Annotated in this window: 13 protein-coding genes; 5 read left to right on the top strand and 8 right to left on the bottom strand. The window is 61.0% G+C overall.

Features of this window, described 5'->3' with window-relative positions; all coding sequences use genetic code 11:
- Positions 1 to 27: 27 nt before the first annotated feature.
- The gene (gene cydX / locus ACZ9IL_RS10210) at positions 28 to 141 is read left to right on the top strand and encodes a cytochrome bd-I oxidase subunit CydX (RefSeq protein WP_005310033.1); all 114 of its coding nucleotides are present in this window, start codon (positions 28 to 30) and stop codon (positions 139 to 141) included.
- Between the two features lie 77 nt (positions 142 to 218).
- Here cydX and ACZ9IL_RS10205 read toward each other — a convergent pair whose 3' ends face one another.
- The 6 genes from ACZ9IL_RS10205 to ACZ9IL_RS10180 all read right to left on the bottom strand — a co-directional run bounded on the left by ACZ9IL_RS10205 (position 219) and on the right by ACZ9IL_RS10180 (position 4,372).
- A complete protein-coding gene (locus ACZ9IL_RS10205; protein WP_476003415.1) occupies positions 219 to 1,391 on the bottom strand; it encodes an MFS transporter in 1,173 nt (390 codons plus the stop codon).
- Positions 1,392 to 1,626: 235 nt separating this feature from the next.
- Positions 1,627 to 2,430 (bottom strand): 2,5-didehydrogluconate reductase DkgB, encoded by an 804-nt coding sequence (gene dkgB, locus ACZ9IL_RS10200; RefSeq protein ID WP_476003414.1) that lies wholly within the window; start codon positions 2,428 to 2,430, stop codon positions 1,627 to 1,629.
- 109 nt (positions 2,431 to 2,539) lie between these two features.
- Entirely contained in the window at positions 2,540 to 2,830 is a 291-nt protein-coding gene (locus ACZ9IL_RS10195; protein ID WP_476003413.1) for a putative quinol monooxygenase, read from the bottom strand.
- Between the two features lie 156 nt (positions 2,831 to 2,986).
- Positions 2,987 to 3,352 (bottom strand): VOC family protein, encoded by a 366-nt coding sequence (locus ACZ9IL_RS10190; RefSeq protein ID WP_476003412.1) that lies wholly within the window; start codon positions 3,350 to 3,352, stop codon positions 2,987 to 2,989.
- Between the two features lie 42 nt (positions 3,353 to 3,394).
- Positions 3,395 to 3,784, bottom strand: coding sequence for a DUF6404 family protein (locus tag ACZ9IL_RS10185; protein WP_476003411.1), 390 nt, complete (start codon positions 3,782 to 3,784; stop codon positions 3,395 to 3,397).
- A gap of 240 nt (positions 3,785 to 4,024) precedes the next feature.
- Entirely contained in the window at positions 4,025 to 4,372 is a 348-nt protein-coding gene (locus tag ACZ9IL_RS10180) for a GFA family protein (protein WP_476003410.1), read from the bottom strand.
- 193 nt (positions 4,373 to 4,565) lie between these two features.
- Here ACZ9IL_RS10180 and ACZ9IL_RS10175 point away from each other — a divergent pair, with 193 nt between their 5' ends.
- From ACZ9IL_RS10175 to ACZ9IL_RS10165, 3 genes are all read left to right on the top strand, one after another.
- Positions 4,566 to 6,047: a DUF1254 domain-containing protein gene (locus ACZ9IL_RS10175; RefSeq protein WP_476003409.1), complete on the top strand. Its 1,482-nt coding sequence runs from the start codon at positions 4,566 to 4,568 to the stop codon at positions 6,045 to 6,047.
- A 63-nt stretch (positions 6,048 to 6,110) separates the two neighbouring features.
- Positions 6,111 to 7,574 (top strand): DUF1254 domain-containing protein, encoded by a 1,464-nt coding sequence (locus ACZ9IL_RS10170; RefSeq protein ID WP_476003408.1) that lies wholly within the window; start codon positions 6,111 to 6,113, stop codon positions 7,572 to 7,574.
- Positions 7,575 to 7,739: 165 nt separating this feature from the next.
- A complete protein-coding gene (locus ACZ9IL_RS10165; protein WP_476003407.1) occupies positions 7,740 to 8,642 on the top strand; it encodes a LysR substrate-binding domain-containing protein in 903 nt (300 codons plus the stop codon).
- Between the two features lie 110 nt (positions 8,643 to 8,752).
- On the opposite strand, the gene glpK is transcribed toward ACZ9IL_RS10165, so the two are convergent.
- On the bottom strand, positions 8,753 to 10,258 hold the full coding sequence (gene glpK / locus ACZ9IL_RS10160) for a glycerol kinase GlpK (RefSeq protein ID WP_476003406.1): 1,506 nt from the start codon (positions 10,256 to 10,258) through the stop codon (positions 8,753 to 8,755).
- Between the two features lie 28 nt (positions 10,259 to 10,286).
- Positions 10,287 to 11,135 (bottom strand): MIP/aquaporin family protein, encoded by an 849-nt coding sequence (locus ACZ9IL_RS10155; protein ID WP_476003405.1) that lies wholly within the window; start codon positions 11,133 to 11,135, stop codon positions 10,287 to 10,289.
- 489 nt (positions 11,136 to 11,624) lie between these two features.
- Between ACZ9IL_RS10155 and glpT the strand changes: the two genes are divergently transcribed.
- Positions 11,625 to 12,980: a glycerol-3-phosphate transporter gene (gene glpT, locus ACZ9IL_RS10150; RefSeq protein ID WP_476003404.1), complete on the top strand. Its 1,356-nt coding sequence runs from the start codon at positions 11,625 to 11,627 to the stop codon at positions 12,978 to 12,980.
- Positions 12,981 to 13,069 lie beyond the last annotated feature (89 nt).

Genomic DNA, 13,069 nt, shown 5'->3' with positions numbered 1-13,069 from the left:
CCGCCTTCACCTCAAGGGAGTTTCGATATGTGGTATTTCACCTGGATTCTGGGATTGGGGTTTGCCCTGCTCTGTGGCCTGGTCAACCTGCTCTGGCTGGAGGCCCGCTGGGCCGCGGACGAGGATCTTAAAGAGTCCTGATCCTCGCTATTCTGATGATGAAAAAGGCCGACACTCAGTGTCGGCCTTTTCGTTTGCTTTTCTACCTGCGGGCCGGGTCAGACCGCCAGCGCCAATTTGGCCTCGCGCTTCTCGCTGAGGTGGGTCAGGCCGTAGGCCAGCAGCACGATCAGCGCACCAATCCAGGGGGTGTGCATCAGCCCCAGGTGCTCCACCACGAAGCCGCCAACGACAGAACCCAAGGCGATGCCGACGTTGAAGGCGGCGATGTTGAGGCCGGAGGCCACGTCCACGGCGTTGGGGGTATGGATCTCGGCCTGTTTCACCACCAGCACCTGCAGGCCCGGCACGTTGCCGAAGGCGAAGGCCCCCCACACCAGCACGGTCAGCACCGCCAGCACCGGATGGGGCGCGGTGAAGGTGAGCAGCAGCAAGATGAGCGCCAGCCCGGCAAACATCAGCTTCAGGGCGGGCAGGGGGCCCATCTTGTCCGCCAGCTTGCCGCCCCAGATGTTGCCGACCGCGACCGATACCCCGTACACCAGCAGGATCAGGCTGACCGCGTTGGCGCCAAAACCGCTCACCTGTTGCAAGATGGGGGCGAGGAAGGTGAAGGCGGTGAAGGCACCGCCGTAACCGAGGGCCGTCTTGGCATAAACCAGCAGCAGCGGCTTCTTGGTCAGCACCGAGAGCTGCTCACGGATACTGGACGCGGCGCCCTTGGGCAGGTTATTGGGGATCAGCAACAGGCTGCCCACCATGGCGACGAGGCCCAGGAGGCTCACCACCAGGAAGGTCTCGCGCCAGCCAAATTGTTGCCCAATCCAGGTGCCGAGCGGCACGCCGGTCACCAGCGCCACGGTGAGGCCGCTGAACATGATGGCGATGGCGCTCGCGGCCTTCTCTTTGGCTACCAGACCCGTGGCGATGGTGCTGCCCACCGAGAAGAAGACCCCGTGGGCCAGCCCGGTCAAGATGCGGGCGACGATCAGGCTCTCATAACCCGGCGCCTGCCAGGCCAGCAGGTTGCCGGCGGTGAACAGCGCCATCAGCCCGACCAGCAGCCACTTGCGCGGCAGCTTGCCGGTCAGCGCGGTCAACAGCGGCGCACCTATGGCGACGCCGAGGGCGTAGAGACTGACCAGCAGGCCCGCCGAGGGCAGCGAGACATTCAGTTGCTCGGCGATGGTAGGGATGAGCCCCACTATCACAAATTCGGTGGTGCCGATCGCAAAGGCACTCAGGGTGAGGGCAAATAACGCCAGTGGCATACAAACTCCTTGGATAGGACTCCCGACGGGAGAATGGCGTCAGTATGCCGACGAGCTTTGTTGTCAAAAATGACGACAACATCAAATGACTTTTGCTTAATCAGCAGCAATCATCGCGATGGTTCGGGTTTTATCGGGTGGGCACTGCGTTGATGGCGTATAAAACCAAAAAAAGCGGGAGGCACAGTGCCTCCCGCTTTTACGTTTTCACTATTCAGACAGATATGCTGATGGGTCAGTCCCAGGCCGGTGAGAAGTCTGGATTGGCGCAGCGCTCGCCCCGCTCCAGGGTGGCAATCTGGGCCATCTCGTCGCTGCTGAGCTGGACCTTGAGGGCGGCCAGGTTGGCGGCCAGGTTGGCGCGTTTGGTGGAGCTCGGGATCACCGTCATCTCCTGGGCCAGCAGCCAGGCGAGCGACACCTGGGCGGCCGAGACGCCATGGCGCGCGGCAATTTGTTGCATCAGGGGCTCGGCGAGCACCTTGCCGTAGGCCAGCGGCATATAGGCGGTGATGGCGATGCCCTGCTCGCGGCAGAACTCCACCACCTTGCGGTTTTGCAGCAGCGGGTGCACTTCCACCTGCTGGTGGGCGATGGCGCCCGGTCCCAGGATGTCGATGGCTTCTTTAAGCTGAGCGACCGTGAAGTTGGAGACCCCGATCTCCCGGGTCAGGCCCTGGGCCTTGGCTTCGGCCAGCTGCTCCAGATAGACCGCCATCGGCACCTCATCCTTGGGGGAGGGCCAGTGAATGAGGGCCAAGTCCAGATAGTCGGTACGCAGCTTCTCGAGGCTTACCTTCAGGCTCGGGATCAGCTTGCCTTGGCCGAACTCGCTGGTCCACACCTTGGTGGTGAGGTAGATATCCTGGCGGGGCACACCGCTCTCACTCATCAGCAGGCCGACTTCGGCCTCGTTGTCATAGATCTGGGCGGTATCGATATGGCGATAACCGAGCTCGAGTCCCATGGTCAGCGAATCGCGCAGGGGTTGGTCTTTCAGGCGGAAGGTCCCCAGACCCATCATTGGCATTTTCATCATCAAACTCCTCATGTTCTTGCTTTTTACGTTCTTGTTTATGGGGTTTGCCCATCAGTCAGTTTGCCGTCGGTGGTCGAACTGCTGGTGGGCAGCAAAATGGTGCAGGCGGTCAGGCCAAGTGATAGCGGCGAACCTGGCTGCTGGCAAACCAGCCCTGGGTGTCGGCCACGAAGGCGATAAAGTGAGGCTCTTGCTGGTGGGCGATAAGGGCATCTTCGCTCACCCACTCCTCGTGCAGCATCCAGCCGTGGGGGTTGTCCAGGCTCTGGTGCAACTGATAGCGCAGGCAACCAGCCTCTTGCTGGCTGGCCACGATAAGCGGTGTCAGGGCGGCCCTGAGTTGGGCGGCAAATTCGGGCTTGGCGTCGAGCTGGGCAATCACTATGACGGGAACGGACATCTGGCTCTCCTCGAGACAACGAGAATCAGTATGCCTGCGGTGGCGCGTGGATAAGAGGGGCGCTGTCGCAAAACACTATTGAGGTGAGCGCAGCAATCAGGGCAGTGATGAAGGGCGCGCCCCCGCGAGGAGTCACCAGGAGCGCGCCACGCCAGATCAGGTGCCGGTCGCCTCCGACCAGACCGCGAATTCATTGCCGCTGGGCTCGACGAAGTGGAAGCGGCGGCCACCGGGGAAGTCAAACAACGGGCGGTTGATGGTACCGCCATGCAGGCTGACCTTGGCGAGGGTTGCCGCAATATCGGCGCTGTAAAACACCAGCAGGGCGCCGCCCTGGGCGCTCTGACCGCAGAGATCCGCCCGGTAGAAGCCACCATCGAGCCCTTCGCCCGCAAAGGCGCAGTAGTCGGGGCCGTAATCCACAAACTGCCAGCCGAAGGCGGCGGTAAAGAAGGTCTTGGTGGCCGCGAGATCCCTTGCGGCAAACTCCACATAGTTCAGTTTTTCATGGGCCTTGGTCATATGGCTTCCTGGCTTGTCGGTTGATGCTCCATTACTGACACCTTACTGCTTGGGTTGCCAGCGCTTCTGGGTCCGTGGTGTGGAGCCAGGTAATTGCTCCCAGGGGGTCAACTTGAGCTGCCGACGGCGCACCTGGAAGACGATGGCCATCAGCAGGCCGACACCGATGGCAAAGAAACTGGTTTGGCGCAAGGCATACCCCAGGCTCACCTCATGCTCCCAGCCGAAGAACCACATCAACAGTCCCCAGATGATACCCACCGGCAGCCCCATGGCGATCAGATTGACCATGAAACGCTCATAGTGGGGCGGTCTCAGTTGCCAGCCGAACTTGCGCAGCAGCTGGCACAGGGGCGGGTTGTAGTTGATCTCCTTCACGCCCTTGCTGGCCAGCTCTCGATGGGCGGCGAACAGGCGGTGTTCAAATGACATTGTGCTTCCTTCGTGTGACTGCAGAGCTGGCGATAAGACGCCTGCGCAGAATATCCCTATGTGGGCGCCGATTGTAGCCTTGTTGCCGACTGGAGTGTTAGCGCCGGATCACATCGTCGGTGCGAGGAGAGGGCAGTGTCTGCGGGAAGGTTGGTGGCGGGAAGAGGAGGCATCCTGACGGCTGATCGCACGCCAGGGCTCCATTGCCCCGGCGTGCGGATGACTTGGCTCAGCGCCCGGTCACAGGGCCCGACCATCGTAGTGTTGCACCGGCAGCGACTCGGGCTCTATCCCCTCCAGGCAGCGGACATTGATGGCGACAATATGGTTGCCCTTGGGATCCACGCCTTCGCCATAGGGGTGCATGCCGCACACCGGGCAGAATCTGTGTTTGACCACGTGCTTGTTGAAGGTGTAAGTGCTGGCCGCCTCGTCCGGGGTCAGCAACTTCATCTTGTCATGGGGCATGATCCACAGCAGGGACCCCTTGCGCTGACAGATGGAGCAGTTGCAGGCCATGGCCTGGGTCAGCTCCCCCTCGACTTCGAACGCCACCCTGCCGCAGTGGCAGCTTCCCTTGTATGTCATGTCATTGCTCCTCGTTGACGGGGGGTGGTCAGGCAATCGACGCCCCCTTGTTACCAATGTCATTTTCTTGTATCGAAAGAAGCATATACGTTGTGCCTATGTTGCGTTGACTGCGCACTCAAGAGAGACCATTCTCGTAGGCGGTAATGGATTACGCCTATTACGCCGACTTCACAGAGAACAGGAAGGTTTTATGACACATCGCTATCTCACCTCGGCCATTTTCCTCGCCCTGCTGGGGGCCAGCCCCATGATGGCGGCGGCAGAGGCTCCCATGTCTCCCCTGATGACCCAACTGAACAAGGGCAACTGGCTGTCTGAGTCCGAGGCGAAGACCCTGAGCGACGAGCTCTACTACCAGGATGCGGTGCAAGCCTATCTGGTCTCCCTGCCGCTGATGAACACCATAGGCCTGCGCGACGGCTCCGAGGCCGCCTTTGGCAGCGGCTACAACGTGCTGCCGGTGTGGAAGGAGCGGATGGACAGCCGCGCCGTGGTGCCGACCCCCAATGGGGATGTCATCTACTCCATGAGCTATCTGGATCTCAAGAAAACCGGCCCCCTGGTGATCAAGGCGCCGGCCAACGTCATCGGCATGTTCACCGACTTCTTCCAGCAGACCATCACGGACGTGGGAGCCATAGGCCCGGATCGCGCCCGTGGCGGTCTCTATCTCTTGCTGCCGCCGGATTACGAAGGGCCTGTGCCGCAAGGCTATTTCGCGTTCAAGTCATCGACCTACAACGTCTTCCTGTTCTTCCGCACCATCATGGGCAAGGGGGAGGGCAAGCCGGATCCGGCCCCGGCGGTGAAGAATGCGGAAACCACCCGGGTCTATCCCCTGTGGGACGTGGAGAAGGAGGTCAAGCCGATGGAGTTCCCGGATGCGAGCGGCAAGCGGGTCACCATGATGTACCCGACGGATGGCGCTTACTGGCAGAAACTCAAGGAATTCGTCGATTACGAGCCGCTCACCGCGATCCCGGACCAGACCCGCAGCGCCCTGCTGAGCATCGGCATCGTCAAAGGCAAGCCGTTCGCACCGAGCAAGGGGCAAGAGGCTCTGTTGAAAAAGGCGGTGGAGATGGCACCCCGCATGATCCTGGCCCGCCGTCAGGTGGGACGCGACGATCAGCGCCAGCTCTACTACCCGAACCGCCAGTGGGAGAACTCCTGGGCGGGGGCTACCGCCGAGTGGATGCAATACGCCACCCTGGACAAGAACCAGCGCGCCGCCTTCTTCCAGATAGCCTATTCGAGTGCGGCGGCCATGGTGATGCACACCACGGGGGCGGGCTCCAAGTATCCCTACGCGACCAAGGATAAGGACGGCAAGCACCTGGACGGCGGCAACACCTACAAGCTGCACCTGCCTGCCAACCCGCCGGCGGCCCTGTTCTGGGCGGTGACCGCCTACAACATCACCGACGGCACCATGCCGGAGACGGATCAGTTGCTGCCCTCCACCAACGGCTATTACGACATTCCGAAGAACCAGGATGGCTCCATCGACCTCTGGTTTGGGCCGAGCAAGCCAAAAGATGTCGCAGACAGCGCCTTTATCAAGACCATAGCGGGACGCAATTTCCTGGTGGCCCTGCGCCTCTATGGCACCGAAGACGGTTTCTATGACCAGACCTGGATCCCGGACGATCTGGTCAAGGTGAACAACTGAATCAGACAGCATCCCGGTGTGGCCAAGGCGCCGCGCCGGGAGCCTTCCTCAGAGGAGACATAGATGAAGCTCAAGAAACTCGTATGGCTGACCACGCTCGCGCTGAGCACGGGCGCCATGGCCCAGTCGGTCCCATTGACCATTCCCCATCCCACGGCGTTTGATACGTTGACCTGGCCCGCCGCCGGGGTCCAGATGCCGGAGGCCTATGTGAAGGCCATCGCCCAGCAGGCCTACATCTGGGGTTATCCCATGGTCAATCAGTTCAACCGCCGGGCCACCATCACCAAGGCGCCCTATCCGGCCCTCAATGGCGGCATGGTGCCGGTTGCCCCCATGGGGCAGCTCAGTATGCTGACGGATTATATCAAACCAGCAGAAACCTTCGTTACCTGCCCGAATCAGGACGTGGTTTACGGGCTCGGCTTCTTCGAGCTGGATAAAGAACCCGTGGTGATCCAGGTGCCGGACTTCGGCGATCGCTTCTGGGTCTACGCCATCTACGATGCCCGCACCGATCAGATAGCGAACCTCGGCAAGCCCTATGGCTCCAAGCCCGGCTTCTACCTGCTGGTGGGGCCAAACTGGCAGGGTGAGACCCCCAAGGGGATCGAGGGGGTGATCCGCTCCTCCACCGAGATGGCCAACGTGATCCCCCGGGTGCAGATGGACGACACCAAGGAAGATCGCGCGGCCATCCAGGCGCCGGTGCGGGAGGTGATGAGCTATCCCCTAAGCCAGTTCGACGGCAAGATGAAGTCCTATGACTACGCCAACATCCCCTCCATCGGCGAGAAGCCCAACCCCAGCGCCGGGGAGACCAAGTGGGTCATCCCGGACAAGTTCTTCGATCAGCTGGACAACGTGCTGACCAAGGTGGCGCCTTTGCCCGGTGAAGAGGCGCTGTATGCCCAGTTCCGCCACCTGGTGAACGCGGGCAAGCAGGATCCCAAAGTGCGCCAGTGGATGAACGAAGCGGCGGAGCAGACCGACAAGACGGTGATCGCCGACTTCTTCAAGTGGGAGAACAACGGGGTACCGGCGGGCAATGGCTGGAACCGCTCGAAGAACAACGCCCAGTTCGGGGTGGACTACTACAACCGCACCGGCACCTCCAAGTCGAACATGTTCGACAACAAGCCCGATGAAACCCAGTACTTCTACACGGATCACGATGCCGGCAAGGTGCAGCTCGACGGTGCCCACAGCTACCAGGTCACCTTCGCCAAGGGGCAGTTGCCCCCGGTGAGAGGTTTCTGGTCCCTGACCCTTTACAACAGCAAGCACTTGTTCAGCCCGAACGAGCTCAACCGCTATTCGCTCGGCACCAAGAACAAGGATCTCAAGCTCAACCCTGACGGCTCCCTGACCATCCATGTCAGCCGCAAGGCGCCGGCCAAGGCTGAGCTCAACAACTGGCTGCCGGCGCCCGAGGGTCACTTCTCCCTCTATATCCGCGCCTACTGGGGTGAGCAACCCATACTGGATGGCAGCTGGATCCCGCCCAAGATTGAGAAGTTGAACTAACCCCCGGCCGAAGGCCGTTGTCGATACAAGCCCCACGCCTCGTCGTGGGGCTTGTTTATGTGGGCCGGGTGCCAGGCGTTGACGTGGTGATGCGGAAGATTTTGGCTTGCCAATTTATCGACATTGCGTCTATAAAACGCCATTGCTCTTGCCTGGATAACAACAATGAAGACCCATTCCGATGAACTGACCCTGTTCGTGGCCGTGGTGGAGGCGGGCAGCTTTCGCCAGGCGGCGGAGAACCTGGGGATGGACAATTCCGTGGTGAGCCGTGGCATCAAACGCCTCGAAGAGAAGCTCGCCACCGTGCTGCTCAATCGCACCACGAGGCGGGTCAGCCTGACCGAGGAGGGGAGCTGGTTCTACCAGCGGGCGGTGAAGGTGCTGACCGAGATGAGTGAGGCGGAGAGCCACCTGCTGATGCGCCGCGAGCAGCCGGAGGGCATATTGCGGGTCGATGCCGCCACCCCCTTCATCCTGCATCGGCTGGTGCCCATCATCGGCGAGTTTCGCCGCCGTTATCCGGCCATCGAGCTGCAGTTGCACAGCTCCGAGGGCTTCATCAACCTGATGGAGCGGCGGGTGGACATGGCCATTCGCATCGGCGAGCTGACCGACTCCTCCCTGCGCGCCCTGCCGCTCGGCCGCTCCAAGCTGCGGCTGCTGGCGTCTCCCGCCTATTTGAGCGAGCGCGGCACCCCGCGCCAACCGGCGGATCTGCTGGAAGGGCATGAGCTGCTCGGCTTTTTGCACCCCGATCACCTCAACCACTGGCCGCTGCTGAGTAGCGAACAGGGAGACAGGTTCGCCATCACCCCGACCCTGCGGGCCAGCAGCGGCGAGACCCTGCGTCAACTGGCGCTGGCGGGGCAGGGGATCGTCTGTCTGTCGGACTTCATGACTGGGGAGGATAGGGCGAGCGGCGCCCTGGTGGAGGTGCTGGCGCGCAGCAACAGCGGCGCCTCGCGTCCCATCAATGCGGTGTTTTACTCCGATGCCCAGCGCGATATCCGGCTGCGGGTCTGGCTCGACTTTATTCGGGAGCAGCTCGGCAGCCATTCCCTGTAGGGACATCGTCAGCATCTGTCTGCCCGCTCCTGACGTATCAGGGCGCAACAAGAAAGAGGCCGACATCGCTGTCGGCCTCTTTGGGTTTTCACCTGGGTGAAAGGGTCTGGTTATTCGTCTTCAAGGGCCCAGCGGCGGGAGCGCTCCACCGCTTTCTGCCAGCCGCGATAGCGCTTGTCCCGATCCGCGTGATCCATCTGGGGGATGAATTCGCGATCGACGCTGAACTTGTCTTGCAGCTCGTCGGAGCTCTTCCAGAAGCCCACGGCCAGGCCGGCCAGGAAGGCGGCGCCCATGGCGGTGGTCTCGATGCGGGTCGGGCGCACCACCGGGGTGTGCATCATGTCGGACTGGAACTGCATCAGGAAGTCGTTGGCCACGGCGCCGCCATCCACTTTCAGGGCCGCCAGCTTGATGCCGGAGTCCTGCTGCATGGCATCCAGCACGTCGCGGCTCTGGTAGGCGATGGATTCCAGCGCAGCGCGGATGATGTGGTTGCGGTTTGCGCCCCGGGTCAGGCCGACCATGGTGCCACGCGCGTAGGGATCCCAGTAGGGGGCGCCCAGACCGACGAAGGCCGGTACCAGGTAGACGCCGTTGGTGTCACCCACCTTGGAGGCGAAGTAGTCGGTGTCGCGAGCATCGTGGATGATCTTGAGCTCATCGCGCAGCCACTGGATGGTGGCGCCGCCCATAAACACGGCCCCTTCCAGCGCGTAGTTTACTTCCCCTTTAGGACCGATGGCGACCGTGGTCAGCAGGCCATTATGGGAGCGAACCGGCTCGGTACCGGTGTTCATCAGCATGAAGCAGCCGGTGCCATAGGTATTCTTGGCCATGCCTTTTTCGAAGCACAGCTGGCCAAACAGGGCGGACTGCTGGTCACCGGCGATGCCGGCGATGGGGATGCGGGTGCCGCCGCCACGGGTGGTGTAGCCATAGACCTCGGAGGAGGGTTTGACTTCCGGCAGCATGGACATGGGGATGCCGAGCTCGTCCAGCATCTTCTCATCCCACTTCAGATCGCGGATGTTGTAGAGCATGGTGCGGGACGCGTTGGTCGGATCGGTGACATGCACCTCGCCATTGGTCATCTTCCACACCAGCCAGGTATCGATGGTGCCGAACAGCAGCTCGCCGTTGATCGCCTTCTCGCGGGCCCCTTCCACGTTGTCGAGGATCCACTTCACCTTGGTGCCGGAGAAGTAGGCATCCAGCACCAGACCGGTGTTCTCGCGCACATACTCTTCCAGGCCACGGGCCTTGAGCTCTTCGCAGATGGCGGCGGTGCGGCGGCACTGCCAGACGATGGCGTTGTAGATGGGTTTGCCGGTGGCTTTTTCCCACACCACTGTGGTTTCACGCTGGTTGGTGATACCGATGGCGGCGATCTGCTCGCTGTGCAGGCCGGTCTTGGCCAGCACCTCGGTGAACACGGAAGACTGGGTGGCCCAGATCTCCATGGGATCGTGCTCGACCCAACCCGCCTTGGGGTAGTGCTGGGTGAACTCGCGCTGGGAGGTCGCGACTATATTGGCGTCCTGATCGAACACGATGGCACGGGATGAGGTGGTGCCTTGATCCAGGGCGACGACATATTTCTTTTCAGCAGACATGATGTTCTCCACGTTTGGGGAACCGCTCTTAGGCGGCGGCCTCTTCTTTATTAGACAGTTTGGCGGCTTCTTCGGTGGCGACACGGTTGCCCGGTACACAGGGAGCCAGCACTTTCACATAGAGGGCGGTACCCAGTTGGGCGCCGACGATGGGGCCGAGGATGGGGACCCAGAAGTAGGGGTTGTCACGACCGCCGGTCAGGGCCACATCACCCCAGCCTGCGACGAAGGCGAACAGTTTGGGACCAAAATCACGGGCCGGGTTCATGGCAAAGCCGGTCAAGGGGCCGAGGGAGGCACCGATCACCGCGATCAGGAGCCCGATCAGCAGGGCGGCGGCGAAGCCTTTGGGGGCGCCGTTGTTGTTGTCACCCAGCGCCATGATGCCCAGCATCAGCACGGCGGTGATCACCATCTCGACCGCGAACGCCTGCATGTTGGAGAGCAGGGCATTGGGGTAGGTGGAGAAGATGCCGGCTGTCCCTAAGCTCTCGACGCTGCCGCGCACCACGTTGTGGGTCAGTTCCCACTGGGTGAACAGGCCACCGTAGAGGAAGTAGACCAGGGCGGCGGAGCAGAAGGCGCCCGCTATCTGGGCGATGATGAAGGGCACGACTTTACGCTTGTCGAAGCCGGCGAAGGTCATCAGCGCCAGGGTCACTGCCGGGTTCAGGTGGGCGCCTGAGATGCCGCCGGTGACATAGATGGCGATGGCAACGCCGAGGCCCCAGGTAATGGAGATTTCCCATTGTCCGAAGTTGGCGCCGGCCAGCACCAGGGCTGCCACACAACCGACGCCGAAGAAGATCAGCAGGCCGGTTCCGATAAATTCGGCGATGCACTCGCCAAGCAGGGTATTGGGTCTTTGTATGCTCATAACTTGTTATTCCTTATATCCACCCAGAGTAGGTTTGATGTTCCATCTCGTTATCGTTCAGATCCATTTGTTGCGTCCGAAAACGTTTCTTCTTGTTATTTGAGCCTGCGCAAACGTTATGTTCGTTTTTGCTCGTTCCTGGACGAGAGAGAAAATAAACCTTCTGTATCAATTCACCATACCTCCGCCACAGGAAATGTGGACAAGATCCCATTCATTGCTAAGAAAATGTGACGTAAAGCAACTATCACAGCACTGGATACCACCAATGGGGTATGTGAAAGCCGCGTCCTATAAGGGTTTGCGGCCGATGTAGCCTCACTCATCCGATGACTTTCTCTGTAATAAAACTGCAATATTTCTGCCTCCATCACAGATTAAATGTTCACATGTGAGCACAATAGGCTCGCTTACGAATCGGGACTCATCTGGTTGGTCTGCACGAACGGGGCATCCTCAACTGCCCATAACAACAATAAGGAAGCGAACATGCTTAGTCTCTTCAGGCCAGCACCCCACATCGATCGGCTATCGGCCGACAAGGTCGATCCCTTCTACAAGCGCATGCGCTGGCAGATGTTTTTCGGGATCTTCTTCGGTTATGCCGGCTACTACCTGGTACGCAAAAACTTCAGCCTGGCCATGCCCTATCTGATAGAGCAGGGCTTCTCCCGCGGCGATCTGGGCCTGGCCCTGTCCGGGGTCTCCATCGCCTATGGTCTGTCCAAGTTCCTGATGGGGAACGTGTCGGACCGCTCGAACGCGCGCTACTTCCTCTCCGCCGGCCTGCTGCTCTCGGCCGGCATCATGTTCATGATGGGCACCATGCACTGGGCCACCTCCAGCATCGCCATCATGTTCGTGCTGTTGTTCCTGAACGGCTGGGTGCAGGGCATGGGCTGGCCGCCCTGCGGTCGTACCATGGTGCACTGGTGGTCGCAGAAGGAGCGGGGCGAGATCGTCTCGGTCTGGAACGTGGCTCACAACGTGGGCGGCGGCATGATAGGCCCGTTGTTCATCCTCGGCATGGGTTGGTTCAACGACTGGCGCAGCGCCTTCTATGTGCCGGCGGCTGCGGCTGCAGCCATCGCGGTGATCACCTTCTTCGTTATGCGCGATACCCCGCAATCGGTCGGCCTGCCTCCCATCGAGGATTACAAGAACGACTACCCGAAGGATTACAACGAGAGTCACGAGCAGGAGTTCTCCGCCAAGGAGATCTTCATGAAGTACGTGTTGCACAACAAGCTGCTGTGGTACATCGCCATCGCCAACGCCTTCGTCTATCTCATCCGTTACGGGGTGCTGGACTGGGCGCCGACCTACCTCAAGGAAGCGAAAGACTTCAGCGTGGATCACTCCTCCTGGGCCTACTTCCTCTATGAGTGGGCGGGGATCCCGGGCACCCTGCTGTGCGGCTGGATCTCGGACAAGATGTTCAAGGGCCGCCGCGCCCCGGCTGGCATCCTGTTCATGGTGCTGGTGACCGTCGCGGTGCTGGTGTACTGGCTCAACCCGGCCGGCAACCCGAGCGTCGACATGATGGCGCTGGTGGCCATCGGCTTCCTCATCTACGGCCCCGTCATGCTGATCGGTCTCTATGCGCTTGAATTGGCGCCGAAGAAGGCCGCCGGTACCGCCGCCGGTTTCACCGGACTGTTCGGTTACCTCGGTGGTGCCGTGGCCGCCAACGCCATGCTGGGCTACACCGTCGACCACTTCGGTTGGGACGGTGGCTTCATGGTGCTGGTCGTTTCTTGCGTGCTGTCCATCATCCTGCTGGCGATGACTCTCAAGCACGAGAACATCGCCGTCGCCGCCAAGGCCGCTGCCAATCAGGCATAAAACGTGATCCTGCCCTTATCGATCCGAAAAGGGATAAGGTAGACTGACCAAGGCCCCGCATTGCCGGGGCCTTTTTTCGTCTCATCAGC

The organism is Aeromonas sp. TECH754 (genome assembly GCF_056279295.1).
The sequence above is the reverse complement of the archived record's forward strand: the minus strand, read 5'-3'. Positions and strand labels throughout refer to the sequence as shown.

Excerpts from the sequence above, each read along its gene's own strand:
- cydX (WP_005310033.1), top strand. The coding sequence starts at position 28 with ATGTGGTATTTCACCTGGATTCTGGGATTGGGGTTTGCCCTGCTCTGT.
- ACZ9IL_RS10205 (WP_476003415.1), bottom strand. The coding sequence starts at position 1,391 with ATGCCACTGGCGTTATTTGCCCTCACCCTGAGTGCCTTTGCGATCGGC.
- dkgB (WP_476003414.1), bottom strand. The coding sequence starts at position 2,430 with ATGATGAAAATGCCAATGATGGGTCTGGGGACCTTCCGCCTGAAAGAC.
- ACZ9IL_RS10195 (WP_476003413.1), bottom strand. The coding sequence starts at position 2,830 with ATGTCCGTTCCCGTCATAGTGATTGCCCAGCTCGACGCCAAGCCCGAA.
- ACZ9IL_RS10190 (WP_476003412.1), bottom strand. The coding sequence starts at position 3,352 with ATGACCAAGGCCCATGAAAAACTGAACTATGTGGAGTTTGCCGCAAGG.
- ACZ9IL_RS10185 (WP_476003411.1), bottom strand. The coding sequence starts at position 3,784 with ATGTCATTTGAACACCGCCTGTTCGCCGCCCATCGAGAGCTGGCCAGC.
- ACZ9IL_RS10180 (WP_476003410.1), bottom strand. The coding sequence starts at position 4,372 with ATGACATACAAGGGAAGCTGCCACTGCGGCAGGGTGGCGTTCGAAGTC.
- ACZ9IL_RS10175 (WP_476003409.1), top strand. The coding sequence starts at position 4,566 with ATGACACATCGCTATCTCACCTCGGCCATTTTCCTCGCCCTGCTGGGG.
- ACZ9IL_RS10170 (WP_476003408.1), top strand. The coding sequence starts at position 6,111 with ATGAAGCTCAAGAAACTCGTATGGCTGACCACGCTCGCGCTGAGCACG.
- ACZ9IL_RS10165 (WP_476003407.1), top strand. The coding sequence starts at position 7,740 with ATGAAGACCCATTCCGATGAACTGACCCTGTTCGTGGCCGTGGTGGAG.
- glpK (WP_476003406.1), bottom strand. The coding sequence starts at position 10,258 with ATGTCTGCTGAAAAGAAATATGTCGTCGCCCTGGATCAAGGCACCACC.
- ACZ9IL_RS10155 (WP_476003405.1), bottom strand. The coding sequence starts at position 11,135 with ATGAGCATACAAAGACCCAATACCCTGCTTGGCGAGTGCATCGCCGAA.
- glpT (WP_476003404.1), top strand. The coding sequence starts at position 11,625 with ATGCTTAGTCTCTTCAGGCCAGCACCCCACATCGATCGGCTATCGGCC.